Genomic DNA, 18,332 nt, shown 5'->3' on the forward strand with positions numbered 1-18,332 from the left:
GCAGGCGAAGTCACAGTTAGCTTGAAAGCGCAGTTGACTGAAGACGAGGTTCAGGTCAGTGTGACGAACGTCAATAGTCTAGAAAGTGACAAGACCAAAGCAGCCATTGCGGCTGAAAAAGTGACGACGGCTCCCGTGAGCAGTACGATTACAGTAGCGAACAATGTAGGTATCGCTGACACTGTTACTCTGACAGGATTGGCTGTTAAGGATATTGTTAAAGTATACAAAGCAGATGGTTTAACGTTACTGGGGACTGCTGTTGCAACTAAAGAAGGCGAATTAGTAATAAGCCTAAAATTACAATTTGTAGAGTCTACAATTAAGGTTAGTCTAACAAATACAAACAGTAATGAAAGTGGTTTAGTTGAGGTTATAGTAGAAGATGAAGCCGTGACGCAATTACCTGAGTAAAATTAATTTGTATAGGGTACTTTAGTGAACTGTATCCGTGTAATAAATTCTATGTTTGCTTAAACAATCATAGAAGTCCAGTACACAGGCACTCAAAATATTTTTCAGTAATGAATATTATTTAAGATATACAACTTCTAAAAGTATTATAAAAAATGAAAATGATTGAAATACATTTTTAGAAGATAAAGATGAAACATGTTGCAAATATCCGACCTTCAATTTATTATTTTCAAATAACAGAAAAAGTGCCAACCTATCATGTGATAAGTTGGCACTTTTTCTTGTTTATTTCTTTTCATGCAATTCAAAAAGTAATTCAAAGTTATCCATGTGAAAAACTAAGGTCAGTAATTATGATGCCTATTTTTCAATGGGAATACAGGAAATCTATTATTACTATTGGTTAAAAAGATGCTTTAAAAGATTCTAGCATATATGTTGACTTGAGATTCGTAAATGAAGGCTAGGTTTATAGAGTGGTGTAAAATGATATATTAGGTAAAATGTTTGATTTGTATAAACTTATTTTTGAATTAATTTTAAAAATAATTAATGTTTACTTTGAATTTGGAACTCTTCTAGAATAATAATTAGTATTTTAGAGGAATAGTAAGTATTATTAGGACACACACTTTTGCAACACACAGTTCAGACACTATTCTTGATTGTTATCGGGTTGTATGATACACAGGTGAACTCGCTTAATATCTTAAAATTAATTCTGAATACTAATGATTACATCAAGTTAACCAGTTTCATGAAAGTAAGCTCTTCGAATTTCTTAAGCTATTTGAGAAAGCAATACTCGACTAATAAACTTACAGATAACCCAGTCTGCTGACGAACCCTAGCCAACAAGTCACAATAAGGCTCTTGAATAACAATCTGGTAACCAATTGTCGGCACGTCGTCAACTAATGTTAGTTGTTCAAACTCTTTAAAAGTCGTGTTAAGACAGACTGATTTCTTCTCTTCACACAAAAGTGAGTAAAGCTTAACAAGCCTTTCATTGATTTCTGCAGTCGGTTTCCGTAAGTTAATTGTGGATGGCAGGTAAACAGTTGTTCTTTTGGCGATTGGTTTTAACGGTAATACAACAGCTGCCTTGCGTGTCATCGCAGGGCTCAGCCAAGGAGAAATCATTTTAAGAAAGTAAATGATTTGAAACTGATCATAGAGTATGAGCCGGTTCTGTCCATCTAGTGAAAAGCGTAGTTTGAACTTTTTGAACAGCAGTTGAATCAAATAATTATTTTCAAAGGTAGTAAAGCTGTCGGCTGAAAGTATTATTTTTTTCATTGTTCCATTAACTATTTTCAGATGTCCGTCGTCTTGGTACCACCAGGACAATGCTTCTTCATTTAGATAAGAGTCAAGGAATTCAAGTGGAATGACTTTTTCTCCTTCTGGGTACCAAGTCGCGTAAAGATTGGTGATGGTTGGATGCGTTCGCGATTGCACTATATATCTTTCTGAGTATCGTTTACTCAGACGCGGATCAGCGACTTTGGAGTAGGTTGGAGGCGATAGGGGCAAGAAATCTTGTAAGCGTTCATAACAGTACTGTGCCCAGCTTACATCTTCTATTCGGTGCATGAATTGAAATCTTGGCTGTCTATTTCCTTGTTTTATCAGGCAGCCGTCTCCGAGTAATTTTCCGCAAATCCGTGCATGGAAATTAAATTGTTGATCCATTGCGATACACCACCTTACGAATATTTGTTCTTATTATACCTGATTTGCAAAATATAATCATGTGTAAACCAGACTCCGTAGTCTACTACAATTAACTACACTGCAAATAGCGTGTTTTTATTTTTTTATGTTTACAAGATCAATAATATAATTAGTCTCCTAATTAATCTCCTGTAAACAGTAAAATATCTCCAATTAAAACCGATATAATACCTATATCATAGCTATGCAACTAAATACAGACACGACAAAAACTTTAATAATTGTCTACTGTGCACGACACAACCTCGGCGTTATTCTGAATAGTTCCTAAATCGCGTGTTGTCCACATGCTCCTAACTAAAGCCGGGGTCTAATCCGAGATTTGGGGAAATTGCAAACGAAAGAAGGAGTAAAATGACAAATATCATTGATATAAAAGTGGTAGAGAATCCGAATACACGGGAAGACAAGACAGACGGCGAGAAATATTTACTGGAAACACTCTGCTCTATACCGCTTCTGGAAGGCTGGACAATTTATGATCAGCCGGTAATTAACTCTCTGCATCCGGATTTCATTTTAACCCATCGCGAAAAAGGAATTATCGTCATTGAGGTAAAGGATTGGCACCTCCAACCGCCGCAATATAAAAACGGAGGACTAGTGCTCGGGACGAACAAACGTTATATGAACCGGAATCCCGTCAAACAAGCAATGGATTACAAAGAATTGCTCCTGAAGTATGAGCTTTCATCTTATGTAGAAGCTGATGAAACAGGAATTAATGCTTATGCGATGATTACGCCTATTGTATATTTTCACAAAGCAAGCAGAGAACGCGCTCTAGAATTTTGTGGGAATCCAGATCCGAGGAAGTGCCTTGTTTGGACAAAGAGTGATCTCAAGGAGTTGCAGGAAGGACAACGCAAATTCGATAAGTTTCCTGCGGTTCTTTATTACAAGAGTTCTAAGTTTGCACAGCATCCAAAACAGTATATGCAGAAGTTGGTTGACAATGTGGAAGAAGTGCTCCGACCGAGCGATTATGCGCGCGGGCGGAAAGAGCCGGTTCGCCTGACAGCGGAGCAACAGACGCTCGTGCCTATCAAAACAGGTAGCATCAGGCGTTGGGGCGGTGTGGCTGGTTCAGGCAAGACGCTTATTTTGGCAACAAAGGCGGCAGAAGCGATTAAGGACGGACAGCGTGTACTGCTACTGACGTTTAACATTACACTCCGCCACTATATCCGCGATCTTTGCAGCCAGCAGTTCGGCGAAGGAGACCGTTCGTTGCTCCGAAGTCGTTTAACGATTTCACATTTCCATGGTTTTGTGAAAACGATAAGAACTGAGCTCGGTGTACAGGCGGGAGGTAACTTGGATTCTGTCGAAGAATACATGGATGGAGTGATGGCAACGGTGACAGATCAACTAAACGAAGAACATCCAAGCCATCTTCAGTACGATACAATTTTAATTGATGAAGGACAGGATTTTAAGGGCGACTGGATTCGTTTCTTAAAAGAATTTTATACAAAAGACGGCGAGTTGCTCGTCATGTATGACAAAGCGCAGAGTATTTACGACGGGCAAGGTATCTGGATTACAGACGGCAATGAGATTGAAGGAATCGGCTTCCGTGGGCAGGTAGGTCATTTGAAGAGTAGCCATCGCCTGCCGCAACTGATTATTCATCAGCTTGCCAAGTTGGACGAGATGTTAAAATTCGAGTCAGAGATTGAACGAGTGAATGAGCAGGGCGACTTATTTACTACGATAGCGTGGGAAAATATCGTTACGCCGGAAGAACGAAATGCCCGGACTCGGGAAATCATTCAGCAAATTCTAGATCAAGGTATCAGTACCATTGAAGACATTGCAATTATCACAATGAAAGAAACTACCGGCGTCAATGTGGTCCGGCATCTCCATAACGAAACTAGATTTACGGCTTCTCACGTGTACGACCTTGCCGGCAATGCGAATCAACAGGAACGGCGCAATGAGAAGTGGAAGTTCCAGCCAGGGAAGGGCCAGCTGAAAGTATGTAGCTATCATAGTTATAAAGGATGGGAAAGTTCTCATGTCATTTTGCTGCTTGAGAGTGTGCGGAACGAGGAGCAATGGAAAGCATTGAAAGAGGCGCTGTTCATTTCATTAACGCGCGTCAATTCATTTTCGGAGTCCAGAAGTTTTACATGTCTGAACAGCTGTCGGGACTTCGATCAGCTTGGCGAAACTTTCAAGTAATAGGTTATTGATAACTAAGAATTATAGATTGAGTCTACCTATGCAAATATAACTTTGATGCTATTCTGAATAGTTCTTGGATTGTGTGATGCATAGGTGACTTAGTACACGCACCTTTGCATCACACAAATTCGACACCGTTGGGAATTATTTACCGTTTGCGTGATGCACAGATGCGCTAAAGTCAATTCAATTACAGAAGTATGGTGAAGATATACTAGTAGAATATTTTGTAATAATCTTATTAGCATTATTTTTAAAGACTACAACTTGGGAGGAACTCATGGGAGAAATAAATGTGAAAGACGTTTTTGGAGTGAAAAAAGAAAGAGTACTTAGTTATTATAATAGAGAAAATGTAGACATGAAGTTTGAAGAAGAATTAAAAGGTGATAAACATATTGTCATTTATGGTTCTTCAAAACAAGGGAAATCTGCATTAGTTCAACAGCATATACCTGAAGAAAACTCAATTACAGTTGGTTGTAGTACAGCCATGACTACAAAACATATATACGCCTCACTGTTAAGACAATTAGGTATTAAAATAATCAGTTCAAAAGAAAAGGAAATCAGTTCAAGTGGAGAAGCGACATTCAAGACAACATTTAAAGCCATGTTACCTTTTTTCGGAGAAGGAGGGGCTGATATATCTGGTAAAATATCTGGGGGTACTAAAAGTAGTGAAGTGTCTCACGATATTGAATATAATTTAAGTATTAGTCAGGATGTAAGTGAATTATTAAAAGAAGTAAAGTTCAATAAATTCATTATTATAGAGAACTTTCATTACCTAGAAGAAGAAGTTCAAAGAATACTGTCTATTGATCTAAGGCTTTTCCAAGAAAATAATGTTAGATTTATTATATTAGGTATTTGGCGTGAGAAGAATAGACTGTTACAGTTTAATAGAGATCTAATTGACAGACTAGTAGAAATACCAGTCGAGCCATGGTTGCCAAAAGATTTCGATGAAGTTATTTTAAAAGGTTCCAAGTTATTGAATATAGAGTTTTCTGAAGTTGTGAAAACTGAAGTGAAAGAAATTGCTTTTGGTAATATAGGAATTGTTCAAGAACTCTGTAAAGAGATTTGTCTTGAGAGTGATGTAGTAAAGAGGCAAAAAATAACATTGAAAATAAACAATGAAGATTGTTTAGAAAAATCAATAGAGAAAAAAGTGGATGAATATGCTTCAAGTCATATACGGTCGTTAGAAAGTATTTCCGATAGTGGACAAATCATAAATGGATTATACCTTTCTTACTATCTTGTCCGTGTAATAGTAGAAAGTCATATTAATGATCTCAGAGATGGAATTAGTAAAAGTAAACTTCAGGAAGAGATAAAGAAAGTTCATTATAGAGGGAAAGATGTAAGGGGTTCCGACATGACAAACTTGCTACACAAGTTAGCGGAACGCCAAAGCAAAAAGATGATATCTCCTCCTCTATTTGATTATGATAGAGTCAATCGTAGGTTACGTATTATCGACTCAACACTTATGTTTTTTCTAAACTTCAAAGATAAGAAAGAAATTATGGAGGAAATCATTTGCCCGATAGATAGTGAAAACGATTAATTCTTTAGTGCCCACTAGCGTTGCATACTCGTCAGAAATAGCCTACCTGTGCATCATACAGCTCAGACACTATTCTGAATTGTTCTGGAGTTGTATGATGCACAGGCAAGAAACATTTAATATGAGATGGAACTTACCCAAAAATATGAAGAGATTGTAGCTGCCATTGATCTAGATTCCATCTTCTTTGAAATAAAGAAGAAATCCCGATTCGGTGCACTCACCGAATTGAATTAGGGAGCCATGATGGTGAGTGTATTCGCACAATATATCGAACGGATTCCGACCATCAAGGACTTGGTGAAACGCTTGAAACATGACCTGACTTTCAAGTTGAATTGTGGGTCCAAGGTCTCGGACGCAATTCCTTCCGAGGCTTCTTACAGCCGCCTTCTGACTAAGTTAAGCGAAACAAACGTCTTGGAAAGTGTACAGGAAACCATCATCCTGGAAGCCATCGCAGAAGGGTTTATCCTAGATGATACCACCGCGATTGACGCTACTCATTTCGAAGCACGTGACAAAGCACCATCTAAGCGAGAAAAACTCAAAGCGATGCCAAAGAAACGCGGTCGCAAGAAGAAGGAAGAGCGCGAACAATGGCTAATCGAACAGACAGAACGGGAAGCGAAACTATCGCTCTATGAAAAGAAAATCGAAGACCAGCTAGACGTTCTGCTGGATCTGCTGCGTGCGGAAATTCCGATAGATCCCGAGTGGGGTGTTAAGAAAAATAGTGAAGGACGGAACGAATATTGGTTCGGCTACAAAGAACATTTAGCGGTAGGTGCATCTAGTCAATATATCCTGCTGTCTCTATTTTCTTCCGGGAACTTGAATGACGGAAAAGCCGCGATTCCGCTGTTAAAGGGAATTGAAGAAGGGCTTCCACTTCCTCATTTGACTTATCATACACTAGATGCCGGCTACGATTTCGAAGCGATTTACGAGCAGGGCATCGCATGGGACACCGGTCCATCATTGCTTACAATAAGCGCAATGAACCCGAGCCTGTTGGCTTTGACGAGCATTTCGCACCGACTTGTTTCCGTGAGCATTCGTACCGATACGACAGCTACGACACCAAATATGAAACGCTGAAATACATGCGACCTCATGAGTGTAAGGTGTGTCCACTCGCAAATGAAGGAATCTGCCAGAAAGTGTACAAGGTCAAAATCGACACGGATCTGCGGAGATATTCGGCACCAACCCGCGGTTCTCAGGCATGGAAAAAGCTATTCAATCGTCGCACCGCAGTGGAACGCGTCAACGCCTATTTGAAAGAGTTTTTCCAACTGAACAACGTACGATACCGAACAGGAAAACGTGCAAATGTTCATTTCGACTTATTAGTTCTGATATATAACGCTTCTAAACTCGCGGCTGACCGAATTAACGCATGGTTACAACTGCTTCCAGCTGCATGATTTCTGTTTTTTGAAATATAATTCGCAAATTCTATCCTTGTTTGTATTTTTAAAAAGAGCAATTATGAAATTGATTCAAATACTGTGTTTTTATTATTTAATTTCAATATAAAAATGGAACCTTCACCAAAGCATGTGCTTGAATAGCCTCCTAACTCAATCCATTCCAGATTACACTCCAGTAAAATGGACTCTTTATAGTGCTCTGGATTGAGCATGAAAAAGTGCCGGTGTTGTAAGGAATTAATTAAATTATTTTCCCCTTCCACAGCTGCGTTGGTGAAGCGTAAATGATAATAATTCAGATCTCGGCCTGCCAATTCTTCATGGTTTTTAGGCAGTCTTGGACTGCTGAATGGTCATTGAGTCAGCCTGGGTGAAGCCATTGTGCATATCCGGTTAGCGCTTGTTTATAAGACGAACTAGTCAATGAACGCTTCTTTCCACTGATAGACTTGGCGTAATATGTCGCCATATTGTAAAAGTCTATCAAGTAGGGTTCGTTCTTCAACAGCAAGGTGATCTTTGCGTTTACCAAATATACGAAAAGACTGTTTCAACTCTCTTTTCGCGAAAGGCGTCAGATATTGAGCGACTGTCCATCACACAAATCAGGAAAAGTTCTAAATCGTATCAAAGTTGTGTAGTACATAGGTATGCTAGAATAAGGAACTCACCAAAATGATTTTAAAACTGTTAAAACTAATACTAATGACTATTTTTTTACGAGTTCCTTATACACCCTCCTGTACTCCTCATTCTTAAAATTCAAAGAGACATATATCTCATCATCTAATTCTTGAAAAAATCCAATGAGCAAAAAATATGAGTGCTTAGCCTTCATGGATATGTCATCTTTACCATCATATTTTAAGTGAAATGGTACTTGTGGAATGGGTATTCTTTTATCTACCATTGCAAACTTTTGAGAAATTAAAACAGCCCATTTCCCTTTGCCAATTACACTTTCACTCAAATCATCTACAAATCTTACCTTGTGAAAGTTTTCATAAAGTAAGTCCAATATTTTAAACACATAAGCCTTATCTTCCTGAGAATTCGTATTGACCATTTTGCCCACTGTAGTGTCATAAACAAAATCATACTCTTTCATTTTTAACAATAACTCTTTTGATTCAATATTCATTTAAACAAAACACCTCCCAACTAATATTTATTCAGTTGGCCATAAATTTATACCCAAAAGCAAACAAATTAATGTATGCTGATATCTTATTTTTATAGATTGTTTATGTTGTAATACAATATCATTTAATACATAATTTTCGTGTTGGGTTTTTATGCCTTTTAAACTATAGGTTATATATCTACAATTAACTCGGGAAAAACCGTACGTAGGGCATTCAACTTAGTGGAGAATATTTGTGTGAAAAACAATAGTGATTATTGAAGTAAGCATGATTATTTAAAATACTATGAGAGTTCAGTGCACAGGAAATCATAAATAATGATTAAATACTTAGATTCATCATAACCTAAATGGTTTAGTAGGAGTTTTTTAAAAAAGGACTTTTAACAGAATGGTCATTTAGGTTTAAAGAAACAAATGATTAAAAAGACAAAGGGAATCAAGAGATTGAGACAACACTTAGAGCAAGTAAACAGCAAGATCGAATCCAAGAAGAAATCGAAAACATTTGTACAAAATGAAAGAAATTGCAGAATATGCATTAAAGTATTGACTTAATGAGGAAGAAACACAGCAGTTGGAGAAACAAATTGAGGAGCATCAGGTGTTGATAGAATCGTTGCGGATTTATTTGGGTTCTTGATTCTTGGTTATTAAGCTCAACTTTTATAAAAAAGTAATATAAACATTAATAAATTTGGTTCAGAAACTTGTGAAATGCTAGTAAATTGGTTCTCGAAAATATTTTCTTCATGATCAAATCACTCTTCGCAATATAAAAAAAACTCTACTCAAATACATAACAATTAACCTATCCAATATGACATAAGACCCTGCCCAGTAGTCACAGGTGGTCTGCTTAAAGTCGACAGGTGTACCTGACGAATTTGAGCAAGTGCACTTGCCTAAACCTGCCAGGCCAATAACCAAAGAACTTAAAGAATCTTAAAAAATAAGAATAGTGTCGAGAAGAATCTCGACGTTTCACATTTCATTATTCAGTACCTGAATGACAAAAATCGAAAACAAGTCACTAACAAAAATAATTGTTAATGGGTGTATCCTTTTCGTGAAAAAGCTCTATATGAAAAGTGAGAGTGGACATGCAGAGTGAATCCAGACAGAGTGTCAAGAACTCAACGAGATGACATAGAAAATGCTATAGCAGCGAGGTTTCTTGAACAAGTCAAAGGATTTGTAAACAGTACATTAGAAAAAACGTATTCAAGTGCAGTATGGACAGAGAAATTAGTGAAGTTGAAATTAAGACAATCATTACATCGCCTACATTTCAATGGATCTATAGGAAATCTAGTATTGCTATTGATTTAAATGATGCGTTGAAAGATAATATCTTAATAGGTGAGTTCACGTTCGTAAGTGCACACTTGATCTATGGAGTGGTAAGAAAAGATATTTGCGGTGAAGTATTTAATTTCAATCAACAAATTTTCGATTTAATTTTTTGAATAATAAATGAATACTTGGAATTTAGAAGTCAACCGGAAGAACAATACATACTATAGTACAGAAAACAGAGGTGCAAAAACGTGTATCTAATCGAAGAACTTACATACATCAAAAGACTAGGCGGTCTTACCAATCTGAACTTCCTCGTCGAACACAAAGGACTAAAATATGTTTTACGTTTCCCGGCGCATGAGTTTGAAGATATTATTAATCGCCAAAATGAGAAAGCGAATCAGCAGATTGCGGCTGAAATTGGGGTCACGGTTGGTAATGTGGTGTTTACGGATGACGGGATTAAAATGACTCCGTATTATGATGCGACGGCTGATTTGACGCGGGATTTGATTGTGACGCCGGAGTATTTGGAGAAAGTGGCGGGTGTGTTGTCTACGCTTCATTCGTCGACTAGGGAGTTTAGGAATCGTTTTGATTATTGGGGTGAAGTGGAGAAGTATAAACATGCGTTAACGGAAATTCCTTCGCTGTATGTGTTGTTGGAGGAGCGGTTGAGAAAGTTGATGCAAGGAGAGCGGCAAGAGTATGCGCCGTGTCATATGGATTCAGTGACGGGTAATTTTATTCAAAATGGTGCCAAGCAAGTGCTGTTGATCGACTGGGAGTACAGTGCGAATTATTTGCCGGAATGGGATTTGGCGGCGTTTGTTTTGGAACGGGAGTTAAGTGAGCAGCAAGAGCAAGTGTTACTCGATTATTACGGTTTGCCGGCTTCATCGAAAAAGTCGCTGGATCTGCAAAAGTTGAAGTCGGACTTTCTTTGGTCGTTATGGTCGCTCGTTAAAGAGAAAGAAGATCCTTCGTTTGAACAGTATACAGCGAAGCGGACGGAGCGTCTTATCGAAGGGTTAGAGCGGTATTATAAGGTGTATGAGAATTAAAAGTTCGGTACAAAGTTAATGTGAAAACGTATAAAACGATATTGTATTCAACCCAGATCTTCTATTCGGAGGGTCTGGGTTTTCAAATTTCCCTATTTAGTCGTGCATCATCTCGACTAACTTCCCATCAATTGGGGTATAGAATATATTGTGCCTACTTTCACCGTAGGAACGTTGGTAGTAGTAAAGAGGAGAGTGCCATTCATGAAACCAGTAATCGGGGTCACGTCAGATCTAGATCAAAACGGTGATACATTAGTTCAAACTAGATACATACAGGCCGTTCGACAAGCAGGTGGCGTACCTGTTATTTTGCCAGTCGGACTTGAAGCGATTGAAGAAGTTTGCGATCGGTTAGATGGTTTATTGCTAATTGGTGGGGAAGATCTAGATCCGTATTTGTATGGCGAAGAACCACATCGGCAGCTTGGAAAAGTACTGCCTGAGCGGGATGAGTCGGAGCTTGCGCTATTTAAAACGATGGCGGATCTAGATAAGCCCGTGTTGGGGATTTGTCGAGGGTATCAGTTGATGAATGTGGCGTTTGGTGGGACGATTTATCAGGATATGTATGCGCAGCTGTCTGAGGATTTGTTGCAGCATTATCAGCTGACAGATTTAGACTATGCTTTTCATTCCATTGATATTGTAGGGGATAGTCGGTTGGCGGAGTGGGCGGGTACTTCTGAAGTGCGAGTGAATTCGCTGCATCATCAGGCGGTGAAGGAAGTGAAAGCACCACTTGTCGTGACAGCGGTTGCGAAAGACGGTGTGATTGAAGCGCTGGAAAGTACGGCGCATCGTTTTATGGTAGGTGTTCAGTGGCATCCTGAAGCGATGGTGAAACAAAAAGATGCGTTGTCGTTGAAGTTGTTTAAGAAATTTATTGAGGCGGCAAGCGAAAACAGGTAATGAAATTTGACATAATTACACCCTCCAACGAACTGTATTGGAGGGTTTAGTCGTTTTGAATTTCACATTAGTTGTTCGTTACTTTCTTGCGTCTCAAGCTGAATTCTGCCCATGAATGAATTTCATAGGTCGGCTGAATTGCTGTATGGTTCTCACGACGGTCTGGATTGAACCAGCATGTGTCGATACCCGCGTTGATTCCACCTTGTATATCGGACGTTAACGAATCACCGATCATCAGTACACGTGAAGGATCTGTGATGCCTAGTTTCTGAAATGTATATTCGAAAATCTCAGGCTGTGGCTTTTTGTAGCCTGTTTCTTCAGAAGCAATGATCGCTTCGAATGTATCGCGTAAAGGAGAGCCGGCGATGCGAGCGTGCTGCGCGATGGTGAATCCGTTTGTTAAGATCGCCTTCCGGTAATCAGTTAGCTGTGCAATCATCTCTTCCACACCGTCGATCATATGTGATTCGTGGCCTAGATTTTCGATGTATAGCTCTCCAAAATGTGAAGCATCTACTTGCAGTTCGTGCTGTGTGAATAACCGACGGAAACGTTCTACTTTTAATTCTTCCAGTGTGATGCGTCCTTGCTCGAGATCGTCCCAGATGACGGAGCTGATTGCGCGGTATGTGTCACGGTACGCTTCCAAGCCGTTTGGTAGTCCGAACGTGTGGAATGTATTGCCGAGTGCGTGTTTTTCTGTTTCTTCAAAATCGAATAACGTATCGTCTAAATCGAATAATAGTACATCGTATGGCATATTGAAGGACTCCTTTTTACAAACAATAAGTACTAGTATACCATGACAGGAACGAAAGAGTGTAATGCGTTGGTAGGGTAATGATGGTATACTCGTCCATAGAATCCATATAAAATATTACGTTTGGAAAGGAGCCACTATGAGCACAAACAATAAAACAGTCGTCCGCTCCTTGGACATACTTAACCTATTCGTCGATCATCCGGCATTGACATTTCAAGAAATCATCGACCTATCGGGAATCCCGAAATCCTCCGTCTATCGCATGCTGTCGTCGCTTGAAGAAATGAAGTTTCTCGAGAAAGGCGCGGATTCACAGTATCGTCTCGGTTTGTTGCTATTGAAATACGGTAGTTTGGTTTCGAAACGGCTGGACATTCGAAAGATTGCGTATCCGATTATGGAAGAGCTTCACCAAGATGTGAAAGAAGCGATTAATTTGATTGTCCGTCAAGGAGATCACGCGATTTATGTGGAGAAGATCGATACATTCCAGAAAGTTCGTTTGTATACGGCGATTGGTAGAAGCAGTCCGTTGTATGCAGGGGCTTGTTCTCGGATTATTTTGTCCTATCTTTCGGATAGCTATATCGCCGAGTATTTGGATAAGACCGAATTACAGCAGTTCGGTACTGGTACGTTCACGGATCGAGTGTCGTTGCTCGCATCTATTCAAGAGACGCGGCAGAACGGCTATACGCTTAGTAATTCAGAGCTTGAGAATTTCACATCTGCTGTGGCGGCGCCCATCTTTGATTTTAATGGAGATGTAATCGCGGGTATTGAAGCGAATTATCAAGAAGAGCATGTGAAAATACTCGTTCCAAAAGTGAAAAAAGCCGCCTTGGAAATCTCCAGGCAGCTTGGATATACAGGATGAATGAAGCCTTGCATTTTAGTAGAGTTATACTGAAATGCAAGGTTTTTTATTTACTACTGAAGTTTCTGCTGAATTCCAATTTTGATTTGGTTGATCTGCTCTTCTTTTGCGATGAGTTCACGCTCTGCTTCTGCATGGGTGATGAGCTTAAAAGTTAGTTCCGCGTTAGGTTTCACTTGCGATAGGCTGCCTAAGTCGGCGGTGATGACTTGTCCGATTTTCGGATAGCCGCCAGCCGTTTGTCTATCCGCCATTAAAATAATCGGCTTGCCGTTAGGCGGTATTTGAATCGTTCCAAACGTCACGCCTTCCGATAGCAATTCCAGTTTTTCCGTTAATGAAAGTGCTTGTCCTTCAAGTCGTAAGCCCATTCGGTTAGATTGCGGCGTGACGACATACGGCTCGCTAACTAGTCGTTGTTTACTGGCTTCATCAAAATGCTGATATTCAGTGCCTTCCATGATTCGAATCGTTTGTGTGGAAGCCAGGCTGATGAACGGATGATGCGGTACAGCCCAGTCTGGCGTGCCTTGTTGTTCGATCCGTGTAAAGACTTTGTCGTTTGATTCCGTCAACTGACCGAACGACAAGTGATCGTTTTGCTGCAGTGCTCTTCCTTTGAATCCACCAATTCCCGCCACCAAATACGTACTTTTACTTCCCATCACAACCGGTATATCGATCCCTCCGGCAATTGCCAAATACGCGCGACAACCTTCAATCGCAAAGCCGAACTTGAGAATGGAGCCTTTTTTAATAATAACAGGCCGCCAATTCGCAACCGGTATCCCGTCAATTGTTGTTTGAAGATCTCCACCTGTAATGGCGATCAATGTATCTTCCTCAAACCGCAGCATCGTGCCAAATAATGTGATTTCGAGAACACCTTCACGTTCATCGTTGCCGACTAGGAGGTTCGCAATGCGCATGGAATAACTATCCATGGCACCGCTTACAAGAACACCGAATTTTTGCGAACCGGTCCGCCCGATATCTTGTATGGTCGTCAAAAGCCCGGCATTCAATACGTTTATTGACATGACTTCACCTTCTTTTGCTCGTCATACTGTTGTTGTGTTATCGGATAAAAAGTAATTTTGTCTCCCGATTGCAATAAAGACGGGGGAGATAATTCCGGTACGAATAGATCCGTTGGTGTACGTCCGATAATTTGCCAACCACCCGGTGTTTCAAGTGGATAGACACCGGTTTGTTTGCCGGCAATTCCGACCGAGCCAGGAGGAATCGATGTCCGTGGCGTTAATTTTCGCGGTGTCGCAATTCGTTCATCGAGGCCACCGAGAAACGGAAATCCTGGTGCGAAGCCGATCATGTACACGAGATATTCAGGTGTCGTATGAATTTCAATGACTTCGTCAATAGACAGATTATGCGTTTCCGCCACGATGTGTAGATCGGGACCGAATGTTCCGCCGTATAGAACCGGAATATCGACTACTCTTCCTTCAGTAACCGGAAGGTCGGATATTTGGTCAGCTAGCGTATTGATATAATGAATGACTTTTTCCAAAGGCGTGCCATCTGTTTGAAAGCCATGCGTTGATTGATGGACGAGATACGGAGAGTAGTATACCGCCAAGCTATTATAAGCGGGAACCGACTCGATGAATCCGTCGAATGGGAATTCATCCAAAAGGAAAGACAGGTTTTTCACTTGTTGATGGACGGAAGGATGGATGCCTTCGTCTAATTTTATCAAAATGGCAGAATCGCCAAGTGCTTTGATATCGAGAGATTTCTGATCACTCATCGTAACATCTCCTTCAAATTCCAAAATTCGAAACCGTTATTCTGAAAAACGAATCGTAGTTCTATTATAGATTTCTAGAGAGAAAATACAAGCTTATTATTCGGTTAATGAAAATACTCACCATATTTAGATAATGGTCTATTCAACAAAAGATTTTTGTGATAGACTAAGTTTCAAGTTCAAAACCTCGGTTTCGAATATCGGAACTAAGTTGAATGCAAACGCTTACTTCCTGTTGGCGGGTTCGTTCATTGTGAAAAACATAGGAGGTCATATACATGGCAAAAGTAGATTTGAATAGTGATTTGGGAGAAAGTTTTGGTCGTTATACATTAGGCGAACAAAAAGAAATTTTAAAATATGTTACGTCTGCCAATATAGCGTGCGGATTCCACGCAGGAGATCCTTCCGTGATGCGGGAGACGGTACAGCTTGCGATCGACAATGGCGTCCGAATCGGTGCGCATCCAGGATTACCGGATTTAGTTGGATTCGGACGACGAGATATGAATATTACCGCTCAAGAAGCGTATGACATGGTCGTCTATCAAATTGGTGCACTGCAAGCGTTTTTAGCTGTACATCAAGAACCGATGCAGCATGTTAAGCCGCATGGTGCGCTGTATCAAATGGCGTCAAGAGATCAAGGCATTGCCGAAGCGATTGCACAGGCCGTCTATGATGTATCGCCGGACCTTGTATTGTTTGCTCTTGCGGATAGTGAATTGTCAAAAGCTGGAGAAGCGATTGGACTTGTGACGGCGCATGAAGTATTTGCTGATCGTACGTATCAATCAAACGGCATGCTCACTTCGCGTTCGCAAGACGATGCGATGATTACCGATCAAGAGAAGTCGGCAGCGCAAGTGATTACGATGGTGAAAGAAGGAAGAGTACGTTCGCAGCAACAGACCGATGTCGCGCTACGGGCAGATACGATTTGCATTCATGGAGATGGAGAGCACGCAGTCGAGTTCGCGAAATACATTACAGATCGCCTACGTGGTGAAGAAATTACGATTAGCGCTATTTCCGGCAGGGAGGATGCTGTATGAAAAATGAGAAGTTAGGACTTACTCATGAGCAGGAACAGAAAAAAGTAACTCGTGGGGTCTTACTTGGCGCCGCGTTCCTAATGGCCACGTCATCTGTCGGACCAGGCTTTTTAACACAGACTACTGTATTTACGGAACAACTTGCAGCAAGTTTCGGTTTCGTTATTTTAATTTCATTAATTTTAGATGTCTTTGCCCAAATGAATATTTGGAGAGTTATCGCGGTGTCCGGTTTACGTGGACAAGAAATTGCCAATAAAGTGCTACCCGGATTAGGTTTCGTTCTGGCTTTCCTCATTGTCGCAGGGGGCCTGGCGTTTAATATCGGAAACGTAGCGGGGGCAGGTTTAGGGCTTAACGCGATGGTTGGCATCGATCCCATTATGGGCGCGATCATCAGTGCGATTTTTGCGATTTTGATCTTCGTAGTAAAAGAAGCAGGTAAAGTAATGGACAAAGTCGTGGCGGTCGCGGGTGTGATCATGATTATTTTGGTCGTATTCGTCGCGTTCAAGACATCGCCACCAGTCGGGGAAGCGATCATTCGAACGTTTAATCCGTCTGAAATTAGTTTCTTCGCAATCGTCACATTGGTTGGCGGAACAGTCGGCGGGTACATTACGTTTGCAGGAGGACACCGTTTGCTAGATGCGGGGATTAAAGGAATTGATTCTGTCCCGTTAGTTACGAAAAGTTCTGTCACGGGTATTGCAGTCACTGGTATCATTCGCGTAGCCTTGTTTTTAGCGGTGCTCGGAATCGTTGCACAAGGATTGCAGATCGATCCAGACAATCCACCTGCATCGGTGTTCCAACTGGGAGCAGGCGAACTTGGGTTGAGATTGTTCGGAGTCATCATGTGGGTAGCAGCTATCACGTCTGTCGTCGGTGCGGCGTATACGTCGGTTTCGTTCATCCGCTCGTTCCATCCACTCATCGAAAAGTATCATAACTGGATCATTATTTTATTCATTGTGATATCGACTTCGACGTTCGCATTTGTTGGCAAGCCAGTCACGATTCTGTTATTGGTAGGGGCAGTGAATGCATTGATTCTGCCACTAGCACTCGGTACGTTGCTCATTGCGGCGTATAAGAAAGATATTGTGGGTGAATATAAGCATCCACTCTGGTTGACGATTGGCGGCGCAGTCGTCGTCGTCGTAATGGGCGTGTTGGGTGTTATGACATTGATTGAACAGATTCCATTACTCTTTGACTGATGAATAGGAGGTTTTATTGATGGAAGCGTATCGTTCCATGAAAGCACAAGAAGTTCGGAAGTTGATTCGACAGCAAACCATTACGGGGCAGACGTCCGGGATGGCTACAGGCTTTACGCAAGCGAATTTGGTCATATTAAAACAAGAGCATGCGCTGGATTTCTTGCTGTTTTGCCAGCGTAATCCGAAGTCTTGTCCATTGCTCGATGTCACAGAACCGGGTTCGTATCGTCCCGCTAAGATCGCGGAAGATGCAGACATTCGCAGTGAACTACCGAGTTATCGCATTTATAGAGACGGTGTGTTGACTGAAGAAGTGAACGATATCACGGAGTACTGGGAAGACGATATGGTCGGCTTTTTAATCGGCTGTAGTTTTACATTTGAAGCACCGTTACTTGCGGATGGAATTCCTATTCGGCATATTGAAGAAAATCGCAATGTCCCGATGTATAAAACGTCTATTGCCTGCACAAAGTCGGGTATTTTTGAAGGGCCGACTGTAGTCAGCATGCGACCCATGAATGCGCAAGATGCGATTCGCGCGATTCAAATTACGACGCGTTTCCCGGATGTTCACGGGGCACCGATTCATATCGGTGATCCTAGTTTGATTGGAATAGACGACATTTCCGCACCTGACTTTGGCGACGCGGTGACGATCAATGAAGGCGAAATCCCTGTGTTCTGGGCGTGCGGCGTTACTCCGCAAGCTGTAGCGATGCAAAGTAAGCCGGCTATTATGATCACGCATTCTCCAGGTTGTATGTTCATTAGCGATAGGAAAGATTCAGAGCTCAGTGTGTTGTAAGAAAAAAAGTTCTCAACCGACGTCAAGTCGAGTTGAGAACTT

General features: G+C 40.9%; 13 protein-coding genes and 2 pseudogenes. 10 read left to right on the forward strand and 5 right to left on the reverse strand.

The window, feature by feature from the left end:
• A pseudogene (locus CSV70_RS16530) lies at positions 1 to 414 on the forward strand (hypothetical protein); the annotation flags it as partial.
• Positions 415 to 1,203: 789 nt separating this feature from the next.
• On the opposite strand, the gene CSV70_RS12640 reads toward CSV70_RS16530, so the two are convergent.
• Positions 1,204 to 2,112 (reverse strand): endonuclease, encoded by a 909-nt coding sequence (locus CSV70_RS12640; RefSeq protein ID WP_099661155.1) that lies wholly within the window; start codon positions 2,110 to 2,112, stop codon positions 1,204 to 1,206.
• Between the two features lie 396 nt (positions 2,113 to 2,508).
• On the opposite strand from CSV70_RS12640, the gene CSV70_RS12645 reads away from it, so the two are divergent.
• The 3 genes and pseudogenes from CSV70_RS12645 (at position 2,509) to CSV70_RS12655 (ending at position 7,356) form a co-directional block, all read left to right on the forward strand.
• Complete coding sequence (locus CSV70_RS12645) at positions 2,509 to 4,344, forward strand: nuclease-related domain-containing DEAD/DEAH box helicase (RefSeq protein WP_099661156.1); 1,836 nt, start codon at positions 2,509 to 2,511, stop codon at positions 4,342 to 4,344.
• A 283-nt stretch (positions 4,345 to 4,627) separates the two neighbouring features.
• Positions 4,628 to 5,926, forward strand: coding sequence for a hypothetical protein (locus tag CSV70_RS12650; RefSeq protein WP_099661157.1), 1,299 nt, complete (start codon positions 4,628 to 4,630; stop codon positions 5,924 to 5,926).
• Between the two features lie 126 nt (positions 5,927 to 6,052).
• Positions 6,053 to 7,356: pseudogene (locus CSV70_RS12655) on the forward strand (transposase).
• A gap of 715 nt (positions 7,357 to 8,071) precedes the next feature.
• Here the strand turns inward: CSV70_RS12655 and CSV70_RS12660 are convergent.
• Positions 8,072 to 8,503 (reverse strand): hypothetical protein, encoded by a 432-nt coding sequence (locus CSV70_RS12660; protein WP_099661158.1) that lies wholly within the window; start codon positions 8,501 to 8,503, stop codon positions 8,072 to 8,074.
• Positions 8,504 to 10,056: 1,553 nt separating this feature from the next.
• Here CSV70_RS12660 and CSV70_RS12670 point away from each other — a divergent pair.
• Positions 10,057 to 10,872, forward strand: a complete 816-nt coding sequence (locus CSV70_RS12670; RefSeq protein WP_099661160.1) for a choline kinase family protein — start codon at positions 10,057 to 10,059, stop codon at positions 10,870 to 10,872.
• Between the two features lie 204 nt (positions 10,873 to 11,076).
• The gene (locus CSV70_RS12675) at positions 11,077 to 11,784 is read left to right on the forward strand and encodes a gamma-glutamyl-gamma-aminobutyrate hydrolase family protein (RefSeq protein WP_099661161.1); all 708 of its coding nucleotides are present in this window, start codon (positions 11,077 to 11,079) and stop codon (positions 11,782 to 11,784) included.
• 67 nt (positions 11,785 to 11,851) lie between these two features.
• Here the strand turns inward: CSV70_RS12675 and CSV70_RS12680 are convergent, their stop codons facing one another.
• A complete protein-coding gene (locus tag CSV70_RS12680; protein WP_099661162.1) occupies positions 11,852 to 12,550 on the reverse strand; it encodes a YjjG family noncanonical pyrimidine nucleotidase in 699 nt (232 codons plus the stop codon).
• A 139-nt stretch (positions 12,551 to 12,689) separates the two neighbouring features.
• Between CSV70_RS12680 and CSV70_RS12685 the strand changes: the two genes are divergently transcribed.
• Positions 12,690 to 13,430, forward strand: a complete 741-nt coding sequence (locus CSV70_RS12685) for an IclR family transcriptional regulator (RefSeq protein WP_099661163.1) — start codon at positions 12,690 to 12,692, stop codon at positions 13,428 to 13,430.
• A gap of 53 nt (positions 13,431 to 13,483) precedes the next feature.
• Here the strand turns inward: CSV70_RS12685 and CSV70_RS12690 are convergent, their stop codons facing one another.
• Together CSV70_RS12690 and pxpB are read right to left on the reverse strand one after the other, a co-directional pair.
• Positions 13,484 to 14,470 carry a 5-oxoprolinase subunit C family protein gene (locus tag CSV70_RS12690; protein ID WP_099629352.1) on the reverse strand — a complete coding sequence of 329 codons (987 nt, stop codon included), beginning with the start codon at positions 14,468 to 14,470 and terminating at the stop codon, positions 13,484 to 13,486.
• On the reverse strand, positions 14,461 to 15,201 hold the full coding sequence (gene pxpB / locus CSV70_RS12695; RefSeq protein ID WP_099629351.1) for a 5-oxoprolinase subunit PxpB: 741 nt from the start codon (positions 15,199 to 15,201) through the stop codon (positions 14,461 to 14,463). The genes CSV70_RS12690 and pxpB overlap by 10 nt, the downstream gene beginning before the upstream one ends.
• A 278-nt stretch (positions 15,202 to 15,479) precedes the next feature.
• On the opposite strand from pxpB, the gene CSV70_RS12700 reads away from it, so the two are divergent.
• From CSV70_RS12700 to CSV70_RS12710, 3 genes are read left to right on the forward strand one after another with little or no spacing between them, the layout of a single operon-like run.
• Positions 15,480 to 16,256 carry a LamB/YcsF family protein gene (locus tag CSV70_RS12700; protein ID WP_099629350.1) on the forward strand — a complete coding sequence of 259 codons (777 nt, stop codon included), beginning with the start codon at positions 15,480 to 15,482 and terminating at the stop codon, positions 16,254 to 16,256.
• A complete protein-coding gene (locus tag CSV70_RS12705; protein ID WP_099627945.1) occupies positions 16,253 to 17,479 on the forward strand; it encodes an NRAMP family divalent metal transporter in 1,227 nt (408 codons plus the stop codon). Before CSV70_RS12700 ends, CSV70_RS12705 begins: the two co-directional genes overlap by 4 nt.
• A gap of 19 nt (positions 17,480 to 17,498) precedes the next feature.
• A complete protein-coding gene (locus CSV70_RS12710) occupies positions 17,499 to 18,290 on the forward strand; it encodes a putative hydro-lyase (RefSeq protein ID WP_099629349.1) in 792 nt (263 codons plus the stop codon).
• Positions 18,291 to 18,332: the final 42 nt, after the last annotated feature.

Origin of the sequence: Sporosarcina sp. P25, from assembly GCF_002743235.1 — a bacterium.
GTDB classification, from domain to species: domain Bacteria; phylum Bacillota; class Bacilli; order Bacillales_A; family Planococcaceae; genus Sporosarcina; species Sporosarcina ureae_B.